General features: G+C 65.5%; 16 protein-coding genes. 4 read left to right on the forward strand and 12 right to left on the reverse strand.

Annotated elements, in window-relative coordinates:
• Positions 1-242 precede the first annotated feature (242 nt).
• On the forward strand, positions 243-1,865 hold the full coding sequence (locus tag ACSUZC_RS22050; protein ID WP_439030574.1) for a GMC family oxidoreductase: 1,623 nt from the start codon (positions 243-245) through the stop codon (positions 1,863-1,865).
• Positions 1,866-1,973: 108 nt separating this feature from the next.
• Here the strand turns inward: ACSUZC_RS22050 and ACSUZC_RS22055 are convergent, their stop codons facing one another.
• The 6 genes from ACSUZC_RS22055 to ACSUZC_RS22080 form a co-directional block, all read right to left on the reverse strand.
• Positions 1,974-2,378, reverse strand: coding sequence for a Zn-ribbon domain-containing OB-fold protein (locus ACSUZC_RS22055; RefSeq protein WP_439030575.1), 405 nt, complete (start codon positions 2,376-2,378; stop codon positions 1,974-1,976).
• The gene (locus ACSUZC_RS22060) at positions 2,375-3,517 is read right to left on the reverse strand and encodes a thiolase family protein (protein WP_439030576.1); all 1,143 of its coding nucleotides are present in this window, start codon (positions 3,515-3,517) and stop codon (positions 2,375-2,377) included. The genes ACSUZC_RS22055 and ACSUZC_RS22060 overlap by 4 nt, the downstream gene beginning before the upstream one ends.
• Positions 3,517-6,081 carry a CoA transferase gene (locus tag ACSUZC_RS22065; protein WP_439030577.1) on the reverse strand — a complete coding sequence of 855 codons (2,565 nt, stop codon included), beginning with the start codon at positions 6,079-6,081 and terminating at the stop codon, positions 3,517-3,519. The genes ACSUZC_RS22060 and ACSUZC_RS22065 overlap by 1 nt, the downstream gene beginning before the upstream one ends.
• Complete coding sequence (locus ACSUZC_RS22070) at positions 6,082-6,981, reverse strand: amidohydrolase family protein (RefSeq protein WP_439030578.1); 900 nt, start codon at positions 6,979-6,981, stop codon at positions 6,082-6,084.
• 8 nt (positions 6,982-6,989) lie between these two features.
• Positions 6,990-8,480, reverse strand: coding sequence for a flavin-containing monooxygenase (locus ACSUZC_RS22075; RefSeq protein WP_439030579.1), 1,491 nt, complete (start codon positions 8,478-8,480; stop codon positions 6,990-6,992).
• 114 nt (positions 8,481-8,594) lie between these two features.
• Positions 8,595-10,073 carry a carboxylesterase/lipase family protein gene (locus ACSUZC_RS22080; RefSeq protein ID WP_439030580.1) on the reverse strand — a complete coding sequence of 493 codons (1,479 nt, stop codon included), beginning with the start codon at positions 10,071-10,073 and terminating at the stop codon, positions 8,595-8,597.
• 112 nt (positions 10,074-10,185) lie between these two features.
• On the opposite strand from ACSUZC_RS22080, the gene ACSUZC_RS22085 reads away from it, so the two are divergent.
• From ACSUZC_RS22085 to ACSUZC_RS22095, 3 genes are all read left to right on the forward strand, one after another.
• Complete coding sequence (locus ACSUZC_RS22085) at positions 10,186-11,880, forward strand: class I adenylate-forming enzyme family protein (RefSeq protein WP_439030581.1); 1,695 nt, start codon at positions 10,186-10,188, stop codon at positions 11,878-11,880.
• A 69-nt stretch (positions 11,881-11,949) separates the two neighbouring features.
• Positions 11,950-14,466, forward strand: a complete 2,517-nt coding sequence (locus ACSUZC_RS22090; protein ID WP_439030582.1) for a CaiB/BaiF CoA transferase family protein — start codon at positions 11,950-11,952, stop codon at positions 14,464-14,466.
• Between the two features lies 1 nt (position 14,467).
• Positions 14,468-15,631: a CaiB/BaiF CoA transferase family protein gene (locus tag ACSUZC_RS22095; RefSeq protein WP_439030583.1), complete on the forward strand. Its 1,164-nt coding sequence runs from the start codon at positions 14,468-14,470 to the stop codon at positions 15,629-15,631.
• Here the strand turns inward: ACSUZC_RS22095 and ACSUZC_RS22100 are convergent.
• From ACSUZC_RS22100 to ACSUZC_RS22125, 6 genes are all read right to left on the reverse strand, one after another.
• Positions 15,628-17,115, reverse strand: a complete 1,488-nt coding sequence (locus ACSUZC_RS22100) for an MFS transporter (protein ID WP_439030584.1) — start codon at positions 17,113-17,115, stop codon at positions 15,628-15,630. The two genes, ACSUZC_RS22095 and ACSUZC_RS22100, sit on opposite strands and share 4 nt — an antisense overlap.
• A gap of 100 nt (positions 17,116-17,215) precedes the next feature.
• Entirely contained in the window at positions 17,216-18,691 is a 1,476-nt protein-coding gene (locus ACSUZC_RS22105) for an NAD-dependent succinate-semialdehyde dehydrogenase (protein ID WP_439030585.1), read from the reverse strand.
• Positions 18,692-18,802: 111 nt separating this feature from the next.
• Positions 18,803-19,549 (reverse strand): SDR family NAD(P)-dependent oxidoreductase, encoded by a 747-nt coding sequence (locus ACSUZC_RS22110; RefSeq protein WP_439030586.1) that lies wholly within the window; start codon positions 19,547-19,549, stop codon positions 18,803-18,805.
• Between the two features lie 58 nt (positions 19,550-19,607).
• Entirely contained in the window at positions 19,608-20,624 is a 1,017-nt protein-coding gene (locus ACSUZC_RS22115; protein WP_439030587.1) for a phosphotransferase family protein, read from the reverse strand.
• Positions 20,621-21,853 (reverse strand): acyl-CoA dehydrogenase family protein, encoded by a 1,233-nt coding sequence (locus tag ACSUZC_RS22120; protein ID WP_439030588.1) that lies wholly within the window; start codon positions 21,851-21,853, stop codon positions 20,621-20,623. The genes ACSUZC_RS22115 and ACSUZC_RS22120 overlap by 4 nt, the downstream gene beginning before the upstream one ends.
• Before the next feature lie 219 nt (positions 21,854-22,072).
• A complete protein-coding gene (locus ACSUZC_RS22125) occupies positions 22,073-22,720 on the reverse strand; it encodes a TetR/AcrR family transcriptional regulator (protein WP_439030589.1) in 648 nt (215 codons plus the stop codon).
• Positions 22,721-22,726: the final 6 nt, after the last annotated feature.

Genomic DNA, 22,726 nt, shown 5'->3' on the forward strand with positions numbered 1-22,726 from the left:
CACCTTCGTCGCACGAGCTGCCCGAACCACTGCGCAGGCTGCCCGTCGTTGTTCCAGCAGGTTGGATGGTGAGTATGTTTGCAGCAGGGTTACGAGGATAATAAGCGTGACGGCCGTCTCTCCGCAAGGAATCCGCTGTCAGCACCACGTTCGACCCCGCTGTCCTGCGTTTGCATGCTCGGTCGCGGGCCCGTCCTCGGCATCATTCATTATTTGAATGACTACTGCGCTACCATTAGAGGATGTTTGCTGCCAGATCCAAGGATTTCGATTACATCGTCGTGGGCAGTGGTGCCGGCGGGTCAGTGGTCGCCGGTCGCTTGAGCGAGGACCCCCGAAACCGCGTACTCCTCATCGAGGCCGGCGGCCACGACCGCAACCCGATCCACCTGGTGCCCAAGGGCTTCTACTTCACCATGAACAGCCCCCAGGCCTCGAAGACCTACACGACCGAGCCCTATGGAGACGGCGAACGGGGATCCTGGCCCCGGGGTCGGATCCTCGGGGGGTCGACGACCATCAACGGGATGGTGTGGAACCGCGGTTGGGCTCCCGACTACGACTCGTGGGAAGAACTCGGGATGAAGGGCTGGAACTGGGATCGTTTCCTGACGGCCTTCACCGAACTGGAGGATCACGAACTCGGCGCAGGCCCGACGCGTGGCGTCGGAGGCCCCGTGCCGGTGTCGATCACCCGCCCGCGCGAGAAGGCGAGCGACGCCTTCATCGAAGCAATGGGACAGCATGGCATCGAGTTCGTCGACGACCCGAACAGCAGCGATGCCGAACGTGTGGGATATGTTGCGTCGAGCATCAAACGAGGGACGCGGATGAGCGCATCACGCTCGTTCCTGCGGACGGCACGACGCCGTGCAAACCTCACGATCGTCACCAACACCACAGCCGAGCGTCTCGTCTTCGAGGGGAAGCGTGCTGTCGCGGTCGTGGCTCGCGGCCGCAGAGGCGAGGTCACCTATCGTGCAGCGCGGGAGGTGATCATCTCCGGCGGGCCGCTCGAGTCACCGCAACTCCTGGAACGGTCGGGGGTCGGACGACCGGAGGTGCTCGAGGGCGCGGGTGTGCGCCCGGTGGTCGTGAGCCCCAAGGTCGGCGAAAACCTGCGCGAGCACCGGGGCATCATGTTCCAGGTCGAACTACAGGGTGTCGACGGCTTCAACAGGCAGGCAGCGACATTCGCGCGACAGATGTGGGCGGGTTTCAAGTATCTCTTCACTCGCGATGGGCTCATCGCCCACGGTGGCTACAACATCGTCGCCGCCTACAAGTCCGACCCGGCTTCCCCGCGGCCCGACACACACGCCTTCTTCACCCCGATCTCCACGTCGGCGGCCAGCCCGACCTCCGGACGCCTTGTCGTCGACAAGTTCCCCGGGGCCCGCTTCATCGTGTCACCGACCTATCCCACCAGTCAGGGCTCGATCCACATCACCGGCCCTTCATCGGATGACAATCCGACGATCATCCCGAACTACCTGCAGACCGAACATGACCGTGCACTGATCCCCAAAGTGCTCACCAAGGCTCGTGAGATCCTGGCTTCCGAACCCTTTTCGCGATACGTCGTCTCCGAGCTGGAACCCGGACCTGCCCTCGGCGCCTCGCCGGAGGCCGTCGTCGACTACACGATCAACAAGGGGGTCGCGGGAATCCACACTCTGGGCACCTGCGCCATCGGCCCCGACGATGACGATGTGGTCGACGACCGCCTCCGGGTACGCGGACTCGACAACGTACGGGTCGTCGACTCGTCGGTCTTCCCGTTCATGCCGTCCGGCAACTGCAGTGCACCGACCCAGGCTCTCGCATGGATCGCCGCCGACCTCATCCGGGCCGACAACTCGTGACCGAGAAGATCTGACCGACAACCGAATCCACCGTGCGAACCCACGAAAAGGCGCCCCTCCCGGGTAATGGGAGGGGCGCCTTCTCGGATGTGGTGGGCGTGGCCCCGATCAGTCCGGTACCGGCCGGAAGAACGGGACACGTCGATGGTCGCCCAGCGGGCCGAAGTGGACCTCGACACGTTGTCCGACCTCGACCGGGGTCGCGACGTCGGCTGCTCGGCTCAATATCCGGACGCCGCAGTCGAGCTGGACCAGCAGCACCCGGTAGGGCACCTGCTGCGCCAACTCCTGTGCGTACGCACGGTGGTAGACGACATGACTCCAGATGGTGCCGGAGCCGTCGAACTCTCGCCAGTGTGCCTGTCGAGACAGGCATTCCGGGCACACGCCGGACGCCGGCCACCGGACGTAGGCACAGTCGTCACACTGCTGGAACAGCAGTCGGTCCTCCGCGGCCGATTCCCAGAACGGGGAATCGTCGCCGGTCGTACCGAACGGGGCCTCATCGCTCATGACACATCCATACTGAAGATCGTGCTCGCGGCCTTCATCATTCCGAAGGTCGAGCAGTATTGGGCGGTACGCAGACCATCGATCTGGCGTTCCCCCGCGGTTCCCTGCAACTGTCGGAACAGTTCGCAGAGATGGAGAAAGCCCCACATGTAGGCCTCCGACAGCTGGCCGCCGTTGGTGTTCAGCGGAAGTGTGCCGCCGTATCCGATGGCACCGGAACGGAAGGCATCACCGACTCCGCCCGTTTCGACGAACCCGTAGTACTCCAGCATCTGCATGACCCAGACGCTGGTGGGATCCTGGATGTAGAGCGCATCGATGCCGTCGCGCTCGATGCCGGCGGCCGGATAGATCCGGTCCGCAACGCCGGCGATCCACGGACGCATCCACTGGTCGTCGTTCTGCCGGTCACGAAGTCCGGTCTGCTGCGCGATCCCCATGACGTGCACCGGTCGGTCGGCCAGCTCGCGCGCACGTTCGGCGCTCGCCACGATGAGACAGGCTCCACCGTCGGAGATCATGCACAGATCGGCTCGCCGCAAGGGCTCCACCAGGTAGGGCGCCGCGAGATAGTCATCGATCGACATCGGCTCGCGGAAGATCGCCAGTGGGTTGTCCTGTGCATACCGCCGCTGCGAGACCGCGATCTCACCGAGGTCGGCCTCCGTGGTCCCGAACATCGCTTGATGTCGCCGGAACGCCATTCCGGCGACACCTGCGACATTCAGGAATCCGTACACCGAGGCGTCGTCCTGACGCCCCAGTGGGTGGGAGAACCGATTGCCGTCGCTGCGCTGCGTCGTTCCGTAGACGATGGCGATGCAACTGGCCAATCCCGCCTCGATCGCCGCACAGGCGAGGTGGAGTGAGAAGTTGCAGGTGCCGTAGTCCAGTGTCGCGCTGTAGGCGGGATTGAGCCCGGCGAGCCTACCGATCTCGGTGTCGATCCCGAAGCCGCCGTAGGACTTGCATGTGATCAAACCGTCGATGTCGGACTTCTGCAGACCCGCCGAGGCCAGGGTCTGTCGCAGTGCCTCCACGGCCAGTTCGTCGGCCGAGATCCCCGGTACCGTCCCCTGGATGGTGTTGTCCGCCGCGATGATCGCGCTTGCGCCTCTGATTGCGCCTGGGATGTCCATCAGATGATGTTCTCCTCGGCCAGTGCGTCGACGTCGGCCTTCGACAGTCCCAAGATCTCGGCGTAGACCTCGTAATTGTGCTCGCCGTACGTCGGTGCACCCCGACCCACCAGGCCGCCGATGTACTGCGGGGTCTCACTCATGTGCACCGACGGCGCGGCCACGGGCCACCGGCCGAAGTTCGTGGCGTCGAGCTCGGTCAGCCAATTCAGGTGTCGGAGTTGAGGATCACGCTCGTAGCGGTCGGCCGCGGTCTGCGCAACCCCGGCGGCTATGCCGATGTCCTGCAGCCGTCGCATGAGCGCAAAGGGTTCACAGGTGCGAGTCCAGCCACCGATCAGTTCGTCGAGATCGGCCCGGTTCCGTTGCCGCGCCTCGAGAGTCGCGAACTCGTCGCGCTCCAGCCACTCGGAGTGACCCGCCTCGCGTGCGAGTCGAATCCACTCCTCTTGTGTCGCACAGGTGATCGCGATCCAGCGGTCGTCACCGACACATCGGTAGATGCCCTCGGGCGCTGCCGTGGAATACGGCGAACGGTTCCCGGCACGCTCGAAGACGCGACCGTTCACGTCATGGTCGAGCAGCGGCAGGGCGGTGAGATACAGACCGACCTCGCTCTGCGAGGCGTCGATCCACTGCCCCTCGCCGGTTCGCTCACGGTGATAGACCGCCGCCATGAGCGCCAGTGCGAAGCTGTAGGCCCCGTACCAGTCCAGATACGAATAACCCCACCCGGCCGGAGGGTACGGCTCCGGCAGACCACTCATGTGAGAGAGTCCGGAGAAGGCCTGGGCGACAGGGCCGACCGTTCGGAAGCGGCCGTAGGTTCCGTGACTGCCCATACCGGATTGCTTGGCGTAGATCACCTCGGGATTGATCTCCCGCAGCACGTCATAACCCAGTCCCCACCCTTCCATCACTCCGGGAGAGAACCCCTCGGTGACGATGCTGGATCGCTCGACGAGCCGTTTGGCCAGCTTCAGACCTTCCGGGTGCTTGACGTTCAGCGACAATCCACGCTTGCCGGGATTCTTGTTGTTGTACTGCGCACCGACAGGTCCACCCTGGTCCGCGGGCCATTGTGAGGGAACCGGCCCGGTCGCCTTCTCGCGCGCCTCGCGTCCGCCGACGGGGTTTCCGCCACGGCGCGGGTCCAGGTTCTTGTGCCATTCCACCTTGATGACGTCGGCGCCGAGCGCGGCGAGGAACCTCGTGGCACCGGCCGATGCGAGCATCCACGTGAAATCCAGGACTCGCAACCCCTGCAGGGGAAACGGCGTCCCGTGGGGCGTGAGGCGCGCAGGCTCCTCGGATGCGCGTGCGACGACGGGGGTGCGGGGTTCGATCGACAGCACCTCGGCACGATCCTCGTCGAGTAGCGGAGCGCGACGACCCGGCACCCACACCGAACCTTCGGTGACCCACTTGCTCGTCGGATAGCGAAGAGACCTCCCCAGTTCGGGGTGCTCGACGTCTGTGTAGGTCCCGCGAGCGATCCAGTGCTCGTCGTCGGCACTCTCGTGTGGTTGCCGGACCGGAACCCACATCAGGCCGGCTTCCTGGGCCTCGCGCCACGGCACGCTGTCGTACAGATAGCGACGCATCGTCTGTTCGACGACGTCCATGTTGCTCGCTGCACCGCCCTCCATGCCGGGCAGGACGCGGGAGTCCTTCTCCACCTCGTCGGACCCGTCACTGATCGTGCCGCCGATGCCCCACTTCTCGAGGAACGGACCGAGGAGCTTGGCGTTGCGCGTCATGGCCAGGTACCAGCGGCCGTCCTTGGTGCTGAAGATCGAGCGGTGCCGCGAGACCGTCGGCGCCGAATGCCGGCACGTCTGCCGATTGAACGGGGTACGCAGGGCCACCCACGACATGAGGTCGCCCTCGGTGTTCTTGGCGACCGCCTCGTGGATCGCGCAGGAAAGGTGCTGCCCGTGGCCGGTACGGTTGCGTGTGCTCAGCGCCGCGACGATGGTGAACGCGAGTTGTTCGCCGGCGATCGCATAGGAGTGGCCGAGCTGTGGGGCGATCGGTGGCGTGTCGTACTCGAGCGTCGGATCCGGATCGTAGCCGTTGTTCATCACCACGCCGCCGTAGGCGAGATGTACGAGGTCCGAGGCCTTGAGGTCCTTGTCGGGGCCGTCCTCACCGAACGGGGTCAGGCGCGCGTAGACCAGATGCGGATGTCGCGATCGCAGCTCGGCACTGCCCAGTCCGAGTCCGTCGAGGTGGCCGAGCGGCGTCGAGTCGATGACCACGTCGGCACCCGCGATGAGTCGTTCGTACTGAGCCTTGCCGTCCGGCTCGACCACGTCGACGACGATCGACCGCTTCCCCCGGTTGTACGCCCAGAAGTACAGCGACTTGTCGGGGTTCGGTACGTCGTCGACGAACGGTGCCGACATCCGGGAGGGGCTGCCCCCTGGTGGCTCGACCTTGATGACGTCGGCGCCGAGCCCGGCCAGCACCAGGCCGCAGTACTCCCCCTGGTGATCACCGATCTCCACGATCCTGATGTCGGACAGTGAGCCCGGGCGCTTTCCATCCTGCTGGCTGGTCATTCACAACTCCATCGTCGAAGGGGAAGGGTGCGGCATGCGATCGGCCCCCGCGGGGAGCGGCCAGTCGAGCCACGAGATGAGGGCCTCGCCGAGGACGAGTCGTCGGTCGGCATCGGAGAGACCCGGGGTATGGTCCCGAAAAGCCTCTACCAAGTGCACATACGGGACAGGGAGACGGGACAGGTCCGACCCGAAGAAGACGCGTTCCGCACCGAAACTCTCGACGAGGCGACACAGGGCCTCGTCGATGGAGGGGAACGGGTACTCCTCGCGGAGGAAACACGGCAGAGCCGAGGCCTTCACCGCTATCCCGGGGTACCGGGCCAGGTCGAGCAGTGGGGTGATGGCGTCCACGAGTGGTAGGTGATCATCCTCGATCGCGCAGTGGTCGACGGTGATCAACGCCTCCGGATACCGCTGTGCGAGATCGGCATACAGTTCGTGCCGGCCAGGCGCATAGATGCTCAGGGGGACTCGGTACCGTTCTGCCGCGCGGAAGAATCCGCTGCGCGTCGCTGCGGCCAACTGGCCGTCTACATCGCCGCGGTTGAGCGACAGTCGGATTCCGCGCATTCCAGCCGTATCCCGCCAGTCCGCCAGACGTTCCACCGCCTCGGGATCTGCGACGGGAAACCGGCACAGGGCACCGAAGAGCTCGGGTTGCGCCGCAGCCGCTTCGAGCACGTAGTCGTTGCGGCCGCCTTCCCACGTGGGCGCCAGCAGCAAGGCCGCGTCCACACCTGCGGCGGTCATCACCGCTCGCACCTCGGGTACCTCGAGCGGGACGCTGCGCTGTGGCTCGATGGCATCCGCCGGCCACGGGCGTCGTGGAGTGGACGCCTTCCAGACGTGTATCTGTGCGTCGACGATTCTCGGTGTCGTCGAGAGTTTCCCGTCCACAGCCAGCCTCAGGACGCGCCGTCGGGACGGCCGGCGTCGGCGTGCGCCGAGTCGAACTCCTCGAAGTCCGCCATGCTGAGATCGAGGTACTGATCCTCGTGCTGCTGACGCGTGAACGGCCAGATGATCGGGGTGCCGACCTCCTGGCTGTACCAGTTGTGACCCTCCGCATAGGTGGTCCCGGGCAGCGCTGCGCGGACCTCGGCGAGGAACTTGTCGGTGGCTTCTTCGGTTGGCGCATAGGCTTTTCCGGTTCGATCGATCACTTCGAGCAATCGCATCAGGTAGCCGACCTCGTGCGCGAGCGTGGTCGGGATGGTGATCGAGTTGACCGGCGCGAACGGGCCACAGAGCAGGAACATGTTGGGGAAGCCCGGAACTCCGACTCCGCGGAACGCAGTCACCCCGTCACGCCACGCCTGGTCGATCGTGAGACCGTTCGGTCCGGTGACGGCCATCGGACGCATGTACGCGTGGGCTTCGAATCCGGTCGCCCAGACGATCACGTCGAGCGGGTGCAAGGTCCCGTCCGCGTCGACGATCCCGGTCGGTTCGACGCGTTGGATACCACCGAACGTGGGATGCACGTTCGGCTGCTGGATCACGCGGTAATAGTTGGGCGTCTTCGCGATCCGTTTCACACCGAGCGGTTCGGTCGGGGTGAGTTTGGCACGTAGGTCAGGGTCGGGGATCTCCCGCTCGAGCATTGCGGTGAAGCGTCGCTTCATCTCCTCGCGATCCGGCCCGGGAACCAGCCGCCACGTCTCGTTGCCGTCGGTCTTGACCCTGAGCTTGGCCATGCGGTTGTCATAGCGCTTGGCCAGGAACGGCACCCGGAGGACGAGCTTCTCCCACCGCGTGTACTGGGGATTCGGCTTCACCTGCATCCACTGGGGTGTCCGGATGAAATGGGTCACGTCCAGGCCACGTTCGCCCAGTGCGGTCACGATCTGCACCCCGCTGGAGCCGGTACCCACGACACCGACTCGTAGCGAGGTGTCGTTCAGGTCGATCGTGTGATCCCACTGCGACGAGTGGAACGACCTTCCTTCGAAGGATTCGACCCCGGGCACCGAGGGCTTGTTGGGAATGCGCAAGAACCCGGTCGCGTGGACCACGACGTCCGCGACATAGGACGACCCGTCCGACAGCGTCAACTGCCACTGCCCCTCGACCCACTCTGCGGCCGTGACCTCGGTGGCGAAGCGAATGTGGGACGCGAGCCCTTGATCGCGTGCGAAATCGGCAAGGTACTTACGTACTTCGTGACCCGGGGCATACCGCTTCGACCAGTGATTCCCGCGCGCGAACGGGAACTCGTAGTTCCGGGTCAGCACGTCCACGTGCAAACCGGGATAGGTGTTGGCATCCCAGGTGCCGCCCGGAGCGTCCCTCTTCTCGAATATCGTGAATCGGTGGCCCGCGCGCTGGAGGTGGTAGCCGATGAACAGCCCGGACATTCCGGCACCTACCACGGCGACGGTCAAACGTTGGTTCATTGCTCTCCCTCCCCAACTGCATGGGGTAAAGCCGCCCGACGAGTGGCTATTCACGTAATCAGTACAACTTTAACATGCTAGGAACACCACTACGGTGCCGCCTGGCGCTCATCCTCACCTGGTCGGGATCAGGCCATCCCAGATCGCGGCTCGCCACTGATGCGGGTCCGGCACCACATCGACCCGGTCGGACAGTCGGGCGACCGGATGGGTCCGCGGGTCGTCGGCGGGCCAGCCCGGATCACCGGTCCGCACGAAAGATGACCAGACCCCGGCCATCAGGTCCGCGACCGTCTGCGGGGCCTCTCCGCGCAGACGACGCCCCCACTCCGCGTCCAACGTGTCGAAGACAAACGGGACCTCGATGGTGTGGCAGGCGCCCAACCGACCCTCGAATGTGTCTGGTTGCCAAACGAACTCGTACACGTGGGTACTCGCCGACGCCGCGGCGCGCGCCTCGAGCAGGCGCAGCATCGGCACGACCGCGAACCAGTCGGACTGCAGGGCTTCGTACAGGGTCGCGGGAGCGTCGGTGGCCAGGTGCCGGCGGTAGGCAGGCAACAACGCCTCGACCTCGGTACCGAGTCGCGCGACGAGGCTTCTCATCGTGGGCTCGTCGAGACGGGGAGCCAGTCCACCCGCCTCGACGAAGAGTCCGTACTCGTGTGAGTTCGTGCCGACCAGTAGGTCGACATCGGTACCCGCCCCCGCTCTTATCGCGGCGAGTGGCCAGTCCGGGAGGAGGTCGCCGTCGACGACCGGTTGGACCCCGAGGCGACTGAACTTCATGCCCTCCGGGGCTGGGCGGGCCGGGAGTCTGTCCAACACAGAATTCAGCGCTGCGTACAGCCGCGAGTCCGGGACCCCCGCGAGGGTCTCGGGCGTCATCGCCACTCCGAGTTCTCCGCTCAGTTCCGCCGCGACGTGCTCCGCCTCGGCACGAGAGTGCACATGGTGACCCGCCCCGCTCTGGGCGATCGCGCGTCGGAACAGGCCACGCGCCCGCGGCATCGCCAGTAGGGTGATCACGCTCATGGCGCCCGCCGACTCCCCGGCCACGGTGACCTGGGCGGGATCGCCGCCGAAATGGGCGATGTTGTCCCGGACCCACTCGAGCGCGGCGATCTGATCGAGGAGTCCGCGGTTGGGGACGCATCCCTCGATCGCGACGAAGCCCTCCACCGCCAGCCGGTAGTTGATGGTCACGACCACGAGCCCGCGGGTACACAGTCGCCCGCCGTCGAACGCGGCGGTGGAACCGGTCCCGGTGACGAATCCGCCGCCGTGGATCCAGACGAGCACCGGGGAGCGGCCGGCAAGATCCGAAGTCCAGACGTTCAGATTGAGTGGCTGGGCACCTGGACGTTTCGGCTCCGGGAGCAACTCGGCGATCGCGGCCGACCGTTGGGGCGGTGTGGACACGGTCGCCCCCCAGCCGCGCGCATCGACGTCACCTGGCTCCGGAGCCCGGGGCGGGGCGAAACGCAGAGAACCGCACGGAGCACTCGCATACGGGATCCCGCGGAAGCTCGAGACCTCGCCGTCACGCCGACCGGTGACGCGCCCCTGCCCAGTGACGACCTCGACATCCACTTCGATCCCCTACACCGATGTACTCTCGTGCTTGTTATTGTGTAACCATTATTTAAGCACAATTACGAATCGGGACAACATCGTCCCGCTCCGGTCATCGAGAGGACACGCTGTGGGTGGTTCGAGTCAGGCCGACCGGAACGAGCTCACCGGCTCCGATGGCTTGTTCCCGCTGACGCGCAGGGTGGTCAACGGCATCGAGTACGAGATCTTTGATCGCGATCCGCGCACGCTCCGCGATGCCTTTCTGGCGACCGCCGGGTTCGGCAGCATGGATGCGGTCGTCTACCGGGACGAACGATGGACCTTCGACAGACAATGGGCCGAAGTGGTCACTCTCGCACACGCACTGGGGTCCGAACTCAATGTGCGTCAGGGTGATCGCGTTGCTATCGCGATGCGCAACTTCCCCGAATGGATCTTCTCCTTCTGGGCGACCCAGCTGCTCGGAGCGGTCGCGGTGCCGCTGAATGCCTGGTTGATGCCCGACGAACTGAGTGGTCTCCTGGACCAGGCCAGGCCGTCCGTGGTGATCGCCGACGCCGAACGCATCGGTGCCCTCCGGCGACTGGACCTCCGCGCGATGGACGTCAAGCATGTCGTCGCCGTCCGTTCACCGGAGGATGAGCACACCATCGCCTACACCGACCTCATCGGCGCAGGCGGTCCGACGACTCCCCCGGATGCCGAGATCGATCCGCTGGACCCGGCGACCATCCTGTTCACCTCGGGCACCACCGGACGCCCGAAAGCCGTTGTCGGGACCCATCTCAACCACTCGGCGTCCTTGCTGAACAAGTTGATCCGGGCGGTCCGCGTATCTACGGACGGAAGTCCTCCCCAGATGCCGAAACCCGGGGTGAAGCTCGTATCGTTCCCGTTCTTCCACATTGCCGGGGTCAACACCCTCTACACCTCCAGTTATCCCGGTCACCGGATGGTCCTGCTACACAAATGGGATGCCGAGGAGGCCGCTCGCCTGGTCGAGGCGGAAAAGGTGACCGAACTCTCCGGCGCGCCGTACATGATCCAGACCTTCCTCGACGTCGCCCAATCCTCCGGTCACGATCTGTCCTCGTTGACGAGCCTGGGCATCGGCGGCGCATCCATACCGGCACATCTGATCGAGCGGATCCACCGTCAGTTCGACGGCGCGGTCAGTCCCAGGACCGGGTACGGCCTCACGGAGTCGACGTCCGGAGTGGTGGCGATCGGGGGGCAGGAATGGGTCGAGCACTCCGACAGTGTCGGGAAGGCTCTGCCGACGGTCGGGATCGCGGTCATCGATCGCGAGCTCGAACCGGTGCCCGTCGGCACCGAGGGAGAGATCATCCTCCGCGGTCCACAGGTGATCACGTCCTACCTGGACGACTCCTCGCCGGACAGCTTCATCGACGGATGGTTTCGCACCGGGGACCTCGGTCGCCTCGACGGGGACGGTTTCCTGCACATCTCGGGGCGGCTCAAGGATGTCGTGATCCGCGGCGGGGAGAACATCAACTGCGCCGAGGTCGAAGGGTGTTTGACCGGTCATCCGGATGTGATCGAGGCGGCCGTCTTCGGAACCCCCCATCCGACCCTCGGTGAAGAACTCGCTGCAGTCATCAGGCTCCATCCGGGCGCTGCGGCCGGCCCCGAATCGTTGCGTGGCCACGTACGCGAGCGGCTGGCATCGTTCAAGGTCCCGGCCCACGTCGTGACCACCGACCAGGCGCTGCCGCGGACCGCGAGCGGCAAGATCGTCAAGACCGACATCGTCGGCCGGATGGGACTGACGGACGAGTTCGCCCACGCGACCCCGAGTTGACCCGAGCGGCAGACGCGGCGTAGTTCTTCTCTAATTGTGTTGTAAATAACTTGTTATTAGGATGTACACATGTCACCTCAGTCTCCTCCCTCGACCCCTCTCGCCGGTGTGCGGGTCCTCGACTTGTCCAGGGTCGTCTCCGGCCCCTTCGGGTCGCTGATGCTGTCTGATCTCGGGGCGGAGGTCATCCGCATCGAGCAGCCCCCCGCAGCGGACACCGCGCCGGCTGCGGAGCCCGCCCCGCTGACCGAGGACGAGGCATTCGCCTGGGGGCTCAGCCGTGACAAGCATTCGGTGAGCCTGGATCTCAAGAACGACAAGGGGCGGGAGATCTTCCTCGGCCTCGTCGAACACGCCGACGTGGTGTACGACAATTTCCGTCCCGGTGTCATGCGTCGACTCGGACTCGGATACGACGACCTCGCGCAGCGGAACCCGTCGATAATCTCCTGCTCCCTCAGCGGCTTCGGCGCCGACGGCCCATGGTCGACCATGCCCGCGTACGACCCCATCGTGCAGGCGATGTCCGGCACGATGAACTACACGAGGCTGGGTATCGACACACCTCCCGTCCGGTGGGGTATCCCCATCGGCGATCTCTTCGCCGGGATCTACAGCGCAATCGGAATCGCCGCTGCCATCATCCACCGCGACCGCACCGGTGTCGGGCAACACGTCGACGTCTCGATGCTCGACGTGATGCTCGCGCTCAACTCCTACCGCGTCCCCCAAGCGCTGACCTTCGGCCAGGAACCCGACCCGGCGCCGTTCGAGGGCGGCCAGGGAACGGTGCCGTTCGGGAACTTCGAATGCAGCGACGGATGGGTCGCACTGTGTATCAGCCAGCGCATGTGGCCGACCGCATGTCGGATCATGGGCCGACCCGAGCTCATCGACGACCCGAGATTCGCCACCCAGCTCGCCCGGCATACACACCGCGACGCGGTGGTGGCTGTCCTGCAGGAGGTGTTCCGGACACGGACCGCCCTGGAGTGGGAAACCGAGATGATGTCCGCCGGAGTCGTGGTCGCCCGCGTCCTCGGTGTCGCCGAGGTCTTCGACCATCCTCAGGTCAGGGCTCGCGACATGGCCGTCCAGATCACCGACAACCTCAGCCGGAGTGCAACCGTCGCCGGCGATCCGCTGAAGTTCAGCGACTCCGCGTCGTGGCGGCCACCGCGTCCGGTGGGCGCCGACACGCGAACGGTACTGACGTCGCTGCTCGGATTCGACGACGCGGCACTCGAGCTGCTCCATGACGAGAGGGCCGTCCACCTGGGCACCGGTCACGGCGAGCCGCCGATCCCGTTGATGCGCAGAGTTGCTCCCGCATCGGCCGGGACCGGGGCCGGACCCGACAGCCGGGAGCGTCCACTATGGGGGACAACGGTTCTCGAACTCAACGGTGACGAGCCCAGCAAGGGGTTCGCGGCACAGCTGCTCGCCGACCTCGGAGCACGTGTCATCCGCGTCGACCGGCCGAATGGTCAAGCGCTGGAGCCCTATCCGGATCTCGAACGCGGATCGGCCTTCCGGTGTGGCCTCAACCGTGGCAAACAGAGCGTCACCGCCGACCTCAAGACCGACGAGGGTCGCGCCTACTTCACCGATCTGGTCCAGCACGCAGACGTCGTGCTGGACAACTACCGTCCCGGGGTGCTGACCCGCTTGGGCATCGACCACGCCGTCCTCAGCGGGATCAAGCCGGACATCATCACGTGCTCGATAACGGGCTTCGGGCACTCCGGTCCCTGGAGCCCATATCCCGCCTTCGACAACGCGATCCAAGCGCTCGGCGGCGGTATGAGCATCACGGTCGATCACACCCGGCCACACATCCCGATCCGGTGGGGAAACCCCATCGGGGGTCTGACCGGCGCGTTGTACGCCGTTCTCGGCGTTCTCGGCGCAGAGCGCACGCGGCGTGTCAGCGGAGCGGGAAGGCGGATCGATCTGGCGTTGTTGGACGCGCAGATCGCGTTGCTGTCCTATCGTGTCCCGCAGGCGGTGACCGTCGGTAAGCGGTTCTCCCCCGAACCACGCAGAGGAGGCAGCGGGTCGTTGCCGTTCGGCGCGTTCCGCACGGCGGATGCACGGTGGTTCGTGATCTGCATAACCCCGCAGTTCTGGGGACGATTCTGCGAAGCCGCCGGACATCCCGAGTGGGAGGATGATCCACGCTTCGCCACCGAGCCGCTCCGCCGGACCAACGAGGCCGAACTCTATTCACTGGTCGAGCCGAGTTTCGCCACCCGGACGGCCGACGAGTGGCAGGAGCTGTACTACGAGCTCAAGCTACCCGGGGCGACCGTCCTGGACCTCAACGGCGCATTCACCCATCCCCAGGCAATCGCCCGGGGGATGCGGATGTGTCTCCCCGACAGCGTGTTCGAGGACGGGGTCGAGGTCGCCGGCAGCGCGCTGCGATTCTCGTGGTGTGAGCCCGTCCCGGCGGCGTCTGCTCCGGTGCCCGGCGCAGACGCCGCCTTGGTGGATGCAGAGTTCGGCCTCAGCTCTACTCCTGATACCCGTCGTGATCACGCCGTCGCGGAATTGGCTGCGGTGACAGAGACACAAGGTCGCTGACGTGCTACCTCTCGACGGCATCACGGTGGTCTCGCTCGAACACGCCGTCGCGGCGCCGTTCGCCACCCGGCAACTGGCCGACCTGGGAGCTCGTGTCATCAAGGTCGAGCGCCCGGGCAGCGGCGACTTCGCCCGCGACTACGACACCTCGGTCAATGGGCTGGCAAGCTACTTCGTCTGGCTCAATCGAGCCAAGGAATCCCTGGCGCTCGACGTGAAGACACCGCAGGGACGGCAGATTCTCACACAGTTGGTCGACCGCGCGGACATCGTCGTGCAAAACCTCGGTCCTGGGGCAGCGGCCCGACTCGGTCTCGGCGCCGACGAGTTGCTGCGGCGCGACCCCAAGAAGATCGTGCTGGGCATCACCGGCTGGGGCAGTACCGGGCCCTGGGCCCATCGGAAAGCCTACGACCTTCTCGTGCAGGCGGAATCGGGGCTACTCACCTTGACCGGGACCGCTGAGGAGATGGCGAGGGTGGGGATCTCTGTCGCCGACATCGCCGCCGGAATGTACGGGTTCAGCGGCGTTCTGGCGGCCTTGCTCCGCCGCGAACGAAACGGCGAAGGCGCGGCCATCGAGGTCTCGCTCTTCGAGGCGCTCGCCGAGTGGATCGGACAACCCGCGCTGTTCGCCCAGGGCCGGGGGCGCCCCCCGGGCAGGTTCGGCGCGCGCCATGCGACGATTGCGCCTTACGGCCCTTTCATCGCCGCCGACGACCGCGTCGTGTTGCTGGCGGTCCAGAACGAGGGCGAATGGTCCCGTCTGTGCCTCGAGGTCTTCGGCGACCCCGGCCTCGAGGCGGATGCCCGCTACTCGACGAACACGCAGCGGGTCGCACATCGCCAGTCACTCGAACAAGTTGTGCAAGAAAATATTTCGAAGATGACCTCCGCTGAGCTCGCCGAGCGCCTGACGCGCGCTCGAATAGCCTTCGCCGGGGTCAACACCCTTCAGGACTTTCTCGACCACCCGGTGCTGAGCGCCAGGGATCGGTGGCGGTCCGTGCGGACCGCGAACGGACCAGTTCGTTCACTTGTCCCACCGCTGCAATTCGGAGATGTCACCGAGTTGGGAGCCGTTCCGGAGCTCGGTGAGCACACCGAGCAGATCCTCGGCGAACTGGGACTGGACTCGGACGAGATCGCGCAACTGATCGGCTAACCGCTACGTCGGACGGCGCCGTTGGGGAGCATTCCGAGTTCGGCGTTGCTCACAGCGTCATCCATCGCCGAGTCGACTTCCCGCTTACTGCCCCGAGGGATCCACAACCCCACGACTGCGGCTGCGGCCATCGACACGGCGAGCATGACGAATCCCATCGCGTAGGCCGACTCGGCCGGGAGACCGTGCTGCCCTACGGAGGCACTCAACAGTCCTGCGAACGCCGCTGTACCCATCGATCCGCCGATCGTGCGGATGTTCGCGTTCATCCCGCTCGCCGTACCCGTTTGATGTGCTGGGACAGAGGTGATCACCACTGCCGCGATCGTCGACACGATCAGACCGGTCCCGACGCCTTGAAAACTGATGGCCACGACTATCTCCCAGACGTGATCATGGGCGAGTGCGATCATCGAGTAGGCGATCGCAGTCATTCCGGCACCCCAGACGATCACGGCACGCGCCGAGGTCAGCCGGACGAGGCGGGCGGCGCACAGACCCGTGAGCACCGACAACGCCGACGAAGGTAGAACAAGCCACCCGGCTTCCGTCACGGACATGCCGAACCCGTAGCCCGAATCTCTGGGTGTCTGCAGTAGCTGCGGTAGGTACGCGAAGAACGAGAAGCTCGAATAACCGAACGCGAGTCCCACCGCATTGGCGGTCCATACGCCTCGACGGCGCATCATCCGTAGGTCGACCAACGGGTTCTCCACCCGCATCTCCGTCATCAACCATGCGACTCCGGATGTCAGACCGAGCACGCCGAGCCCGATCGAAGTGCTGCTGCCCCAACCCCAGTCCGCTCCTCGACTCACAACGAGCAGCGTCGACGCCAAGGTCACACCCAGAAAGACGGCAGGCACGGGGTTGATCCGTCCCCCACGGCCCTCGGCTTCCGGAATGAAGATCAGGGCACCGATCAAGGAGACCACGGTCGCCACTGCAGGGATCCAGAACAACCAGCGAAAGCCCAGGAATTCGACGATCGGTCCGGCGACGACGATGCCGACACCGAAGCCGATCGATGCGATGGCCGCAATGAAGCTCACCGCGCGACGGGTCCGCTCCAGCGAGAACACGTCGCGCAGGATGCTGAACGACAACGGCAGGACACCCCCGCCGATCCCTTGGACAACCCGCGCGGCGATGAGCCATTCCACACTGGGCGCAAGCGCCGACATGACCGAGCCGACTGCGAGCCCGGTGATGGTGATCACCAGCACGCGGCGTTTGCCGAACCTGTCTCCGGCCCTGCCCAGCAGAGGTGTGGCGACAGATGCTGACAACAGGTAGGCGGTCACCACCCACGACACCGTTGACTGATCCGTCCCGAAACTGTTCTGCAGGACCGGTAGTACCGGGATGATCAACGACTGGAGGAGCGAGAAGGCGATCACGGCGGTGGCGAGTACCGCCGTGATCGCATGAGGACGAAGTGTTTCGCTCTCCGTCGCGTCAACAGACTTCGCGGTGGCGATCATACGATCCGAATTCAGTGCGATCCCGCTCGCCCTGGCAGGCCGGTCGGAGTCGCAGATCGCACCGTGCGGATCGCCAACGCGTCCGGCGTCGTCGTGCTCGTCACTTCCAGGGCCATCCGACACTCAGGTACTGCGTCTCCATGAACTCTTCCATCCCGACGCGAGCTCCTTCTCGACCCAGGCCACTCTGCTTCATACCGCCGAAGGGCGCGGAGGGGTCTGACACCACACCGCGATTGACGGCAACCATCCCCGCCTCGATCGACTCGCCGAGTGCGAGTCCCGCTTGCATCGAGCCGGCGTACACATAAGCAGCCAGCCCCAGTTCGGTGCCGTTGACCTGCGCCATGAGCTCATCGACGTCCGACCACGAGACTATCGGCGCGACCGGACCGAAGATCTCGTCGGTGACCACCGGCGCGTCGGCCGGGACCGATGTCAGAACCGTTGGCGGATAGAAGAATCCGTCGCCATCGGGGACAGGGCTCTGAAACGCCACCGAGGCACCGGCTGCCACACTTGCGTCCACCAGGCTCGTGATGTCGTTCACGGCCGAGGGCGAGATCATCGGCCCGATGTCGCTACCGTCCGCAGACGAACCGACCCGCAGACTCGATACGGCTTTCACGAGCTGGTCGGTGAAGTCGTCGAGAACGTCGGCATGTACATAGAACCGATTGGCCGCGGTGCACGCCTGTCCGCTTCCACGGAACTTGGCGATCATCGCGCCCTCAACTGCGGCTTCGATGTGTGCGTCCGCGGTGACGATGAACGGTGCGTTACCACCCAACTCCATCGAACAATTCAGAACGCGATCCGCGGCCTGCCGCAACAGGTGGCTGCCGACCGCGGTCGAACCGGTGAACGAGAGCTTTCGCACGTCCTTGTCCTTCAACCACGCCCCCACCACGGTCTTCGAATCATCGGTGGTGACCAGGTTGACGGCCCCGTCCGGGAGCCCTGCCTCCTGAGCGATCCGCATCATCGCCACTGCGGTCAGCGGTGTCTCGCGGGCCGGCTTCACGACTACTGTGCAGCCCGCTGCAAGCGCAGGCGCGATCTTTCGGGCAATCATGGCCGCGGGGAAGTTCCAGGGCGTGACCAGCGCTGCAACGCCCACCGGGTGATGCGTGACGATGGTGCGGCTGCCGCCGAGTGGTGCTTCTCCATACTGTCCCGAAGTCCGCACACACTCCTCGGCGAACCACCGGAAGAACTCGGCTGCGTAGCGCACCTCGGAGCGGGCATCGGCGATGGATTTGCCGTTCTCCTTGGTGATGAGTTCGGCGAGTTCGTCTTCTGCGGCCAGGACCGAGCTGAAGATCTTCATCAGCACGTCGGCACGCGCACGCGGACTCGAGCCGGACCATTGAGGCAACGCCGACGCGGCCGCCCCAACGGCGTCACAGGCATCGTGCAGCCCACCGTTTCCCACATGAGCGACAACGGTGCCGTCTGAGGGATCGTGGACCGCGAAACGCTCACCGCCACCGTCTCGCCACTGCCCCCCGACGAGAACGGAGCGGACATACCCTTCGTCTAGGCTTGCGGCGAGGTGGCGAGCAGAGCTAGTCATGACACTACTAATACGCCAATCAGGTCACAAACACCAATGGAACATGATTAGAAGCTCCGAGGGCTCGCGCCGAATCGCACACATGGGCTGCTACCCCATGCCTCCACCCGCCTACGCCCGATGCAGGTTCGTCCCCGGCCTGGTGAGGACGACGTTCGGCAGCACCGCGTATCGGGAGAGCTGGGTGACCGAGTGGGCCAGCACGGCGACGTCCGCGGCCGTGATCATCTCCTCGGGACGAATACGGTCCTTGAGCCAGTCGGTCATGTCGGTGTTGACATAGCCCGGCGCGATCGTCGTAGCGCTCACACCGTTCTCCGACTCCTCGAGGTTGAACGTCTCGCACAGGGAGATCAGTGCCGCCTTGGTGGCCCCGTAGGCGGACAGTTCGGGCTCCGGATAGACACCGGTGATCGACGCGACCGCGATGACTTTCGCGGCTCCGTGAACTCGTGCGGTGTCGCGGAGGGTGGGCAGGGCGGATTGCAGCAGGATGAAGGGCGCGCGGACATTGACCTGGTACAACCGATCGAATCGCTTGACCGGCAATTCGGCCACTGACCCCTTCGATCCCATCCCGGCGTTGATGATCAACGCATCGAACCGCCCGAACGCCTCTGCGTGCGCGGTGCCGAGCGCGCTGATCGCCTCGGCATCGGTCATGTCCGCGGGCACGACCTCCACCCGCCCGGCCCCGCGTTCGAGAAGCTCGGCGGCTTTGCTCTCCAACGCATCACGCCCGCGCGCGCTGATGGTCAGATCCCACCCGTCGGCGGCGAACCGCTCGGCGATCGCCGCACCGATGCCGCGTGACGCTCCGGTCACCAGCGCACTCCGGCTGGTCGTAGACCCACTCATACACTTGCCCCTTTGTCCTCAACGAAAACGCTCGGTGACACCGACTTTCAGAAAACGATCAGCTGATGTGCCGCAAGCCGTCGGCGATGAACGCCGCGGTGGCCTCACCCGCCTTCTCCGCGCCGTCACCCGACGACGCACCCGACAGCGCCCGATAGGTGATCCCCTCGGCGATCACACCCAGCTTGAGATTCGCCAGACCGAGATAGAAATCCCAGTCACCGAGATCGGAACCGGTTGCAATGGAGTACTTCTGGGCGATCTCGTCGACCGACGCGTAGCGGTCGCTGGTCCAGGCCGCGGAGAATCCGAGAACTTGATCGAAGGCACCGGTGCGGTAGACACACATGAGCGCGACGTCGGTGAGCGGATCGCCGAGCGTCGACATCTCCCAGTCGACGACCGCAGCGATGCGGGATGGGTCATCGGCGTCGACGATGGTGTTGTCGATCCGGAAGTCGCCGTGTACCACCGACTCCCGCGCCTGCTCCGGCACGCGGGCGGCGAGCGCATCAACGAGCCGATCGACATCGGGCAGCTCGCGTGTCTTCACGTGACCCCACTGGCGAGCCCACAGCTTGACCTGTCGCGCCGCGAAACCGGCCGGCCGGCCGAACTCGCCGAGACCCACCGCGTGATGGTCGACCGCATGGAGGTCGGCGAGTGTCCGTACGAGCGCATCGAGGTTCTGGGCGACCTCGTCGTCGGAGAACGCGTCGAGATCGGCGGCGGTACGGACCACTCGCCCGTCGACGAATTCGACGACGGTGCAGGGCGCGCCGATGACGGAGCCGTCGGAGTCGAAGGCCACCGTCTTGGCCACGGGGACCGACGTCGACTGCAGCGCGCTGGTGACCGCCCACTCTCGACTCATGTCGTGAGCGGAGGGTGTCAACCCACCGGTCGGCGGCCGCCGGGCCACCCAGGTGGAGACGCCATCGGTCACCGTGTAGGTGAGATTCGACTTACCGCCGCTGATCAGCTCGATCGACAGCTCGCCTGCAAGCTCGACGCCGTTGTCGGTCAGTAACCGGCGCAGGCGATCCCGGTCCAGTGCGGACTCTGCCGACGTCATCGGGCACCCGCCGATGCCTTGGCTTCGAGCGCCTGCTGGGCCTTCTTCGCACGTCCGACGGCGCGGCGGGCGATCGCCCACCGGTGGACCTCGGAGGGGCCGTCGTAGATGCGGAACGGCCGGAGTTCCTGCGACAGGCGGGCCAACGGCAGGTCGGCGGACACGCCGAGGCCGCCGCACATCTGGATGCTGCGATCGGCGATCCGCGAATACGCTTCGGCAGCAAAGGTCTTGGCGATGGACGTCTCGTCGGAGGCGTGGTTGCCCAGATCGAGTTCGTGGCAGGCCTTCAGCAACAGCGCCCGAGTGGCGGCCAGGTCGATCTCGTTGTCGGCGACGAGCTGCTGGATCATGCCCAGGTCTCCGAGACGGCCACCGAATCCCTCACGGCGCGAGACATAATCGACGGCGACGTCCTGGCAGCGCTTTGCCGAACCGAGCCATCGCATCACGTGGGTCATGCGGGCAGGCCCCAGCCGGACCTGCGCGTAACGGTAACCCTCGTTGACCTCGCCGAGGATGTCCTCGTCGGGAACGAAGACATCGGTGAAGCTCACCTCGCAGTGACCGCCGATCATCGCCTTGTCGATGGTGTTGATGTGACGGCCGACGGTCAGACCCGGAGTGTCGGCGGGCGCGAGGAACATCGTTGCCCCGCCGCGGTCACCGGGCGCACCCGAGGTCCGCGCCATGATGATGAAGAAGCCGGCGCCTTCGGCGCCGGTGATGAAGTGCTTGTCGCCGTTGATCTTCCAGCCGCCGTCGACACGGACGGCTTCGGTGCGCAGTGCGTTCGGGTCGGAGCCGGCTCCCGGCGCGGGCTCGGTCATCGCAAATGCCGACCGGACATCGCCGGCGGCGAGCGGCGCAAGGTACTTGTGACGCTGTTCCTCGCTCGCGATGTGCGCCAGCATGTGCACATTGCCCTCGTCGGGTGCGCCGATGTGCAAAGCGATGGGACCGAAAGTCGAGTAACCGGCGGCCTCGAAGACGGGTGCGCGGTCGCACATGTTGAGACCGAGTCCGCCGAATTCGACGGGCGCGTGCGGCCCGAAGATCCCTGCCTCTTTGGCCTTCGCGTTCATCTCGCGGCGGATCTCGTCACCGCCGGCCGCCGTGATGTCACCGGCCGCCCCGTCCTCGATGGGCAGGACATAGTCACGGACGAAGCTCTCGGTCTTCGCGACCACGTCGAGCACGTCATCGTCGTGACGGAGGTCTATGGGCATGGTGACTCCTTAACGCACGGGCCGTTTCCGATTCAGCCCGCTCGCTTCGCTCCCGGCGCTGAACTGTTTCAACTCACTTGGTACTGACAGAGGTAGTACTGACAGAGGTTCCCCGAACGCCGACCGATCGCTCGTTCGGCGTCCCATACCTTGCCAGCCCGTGACTGCCGGGTCAAGCTCACCCGCGAAGTCGGCGACGACGCGGACGCGCCGTCGGACTCAGTCCGCGCGATATCCGACGAGTGCGCGGGCTAGCTGCAGGTTCCGCGCGATGAGTTCATCCGGGCCGAGGAGCCCGTCGAGCTTGAACCACGTGGAGACGCCGACACACATCGTCGCCACCGCGCGGGCCGCATCCTTCGGGTACTCCGTGGTGAAGTCCCCTGCTTCCACGCCGGCGAAGACGATCTCGTCGACCATCCGCTGCTGCCGGTCCCGGTGGCCGATGTAGGTCGGGCGGTAGGTGTCGTCGAGGCTGCGGATCTCGGTGGACCCCACGAAAGCCTGTTCCCGGCGATACATATGGAACCGCAGCAACGACTCGACAACGGCGTCGAACTGCCGGATCGGCTCGGGCCCCGCTTCGACGATCGCTGCCTCCGAACGCGCAAGCAGGTCGGTCATGGTCCGTTCGAGAAGTCCTTGCAGAAGCGACTGCTTCGACGGGTAGTGGTGATAGAGGCCCGGCACCGACAGGTTCGCCCGCGCCGCGATCTCCCGGACCGACGTGCCGTGATAACCCTGCTCGGCGAACGCGGCTAGGGCGGCTGCCAGCGGAATCGGGAGCTCGGGCTCGCCGTAGTCACGCCAGCCGTCCAGTGGTCGCTTCGCCGGTCGGAGGTCTGCTTCGCCGGATCCGCCACTCATGGGTTC

Origin of the sequence: Gordonia terrae, from assembly GCF_051789125.1 — a bacterium.
Lineage (GTDB): Bacteria > Actinomycetota > Actinomycetes > Mycobacteriales > Mycobacteriaceae > Gordonia > Gordonia terrae_A.

Coding starts and splice junctions, on each gene's coding strand:
- ACSUZC_RS22105 (WP_439030585.1), bottom strand. CDS start 18,691: ATGACTAGCTCTGCTCGCCACCTCGCCGCAAGCCTAGACGAAGGGTAT.
- ACSUZC_RS22125 (WP_439030589.1), bottom strand. CDS start 22,720: ATGAGTGGCGGATCCGGCGAAGCAGACCTCCGACCGGCGAAGCGACCA.
- ACSUZC_RS22110 (WP_439030586.1), bottom strand. CDS start 19,549: ATGAGTGGGTCTACGACCAGCCGGAGTGCGCTGGTGACCGGAGCGTCA.
- ACSUZC_RS22090 (WP_439030582.1), top strand. CDS start 11,950: ATGTCACCTCAGTCTCCTCCCTCGACCCCTCTCGCCGGTGTGCGGGTC.
- ACSUZC_RS22055 (WP_439030575.1), bottom strand. CDS start 2,378: ATGAGCGATGAGGCCCCGTTCGGTACGACCGGCGACGATTCCCCGTTC.
- ACSUZC_RS22065 (WP_439030577.1), bottom strand. CDS start 6,081: ATGACCAGCCAGCAGGATGGAAAGCGCCCGGGCTCACTGTCCGACATC.
- ACSUZC_RS22075 (WP_439030579.1), bottom strand. CDS start 8,480: ATGAACCAACGTTTGACCGTCGCCGTGGTAGGTGCCGGAATGTCCGGG.
- ACSUZC_RS22060 (WP_439030576.1), bottom strand. CDS start 3,517: ATGGACATCCCAGGCGCAATCAGAGGCGCAAGCGCGATCATCGCGGCG.
- ACSUZC_RS22115 (WP_439030587.1), bottom strand. CDS start 20,624: ATGACGTCGGCAGAGTCCGCACTGGACCGGGATCGCCTGCGCCGGTTA.
- ACSUZC_RS22120 (WP_439030588.1), bottom strand. CDS start 21,853: ATGCCCATAGACCTCCGTCACGACGATGACGTGCTCGACGTGGTCGCG.
- ACSUZC_RS22100 (WP_439030584.1), bottom strand. CDS start 17,115: ATGATCGCCACCGCGAAGTCTGTTGACGCGACGGAGAGCGAAACACTT.
- ACSUZC_RS22050 (WP_439030574.1), top strand. CDS start 243: ATGTTTGCTGCCAGATCCAAGGATTTCGATTACATCGTCGTGGGCAGT.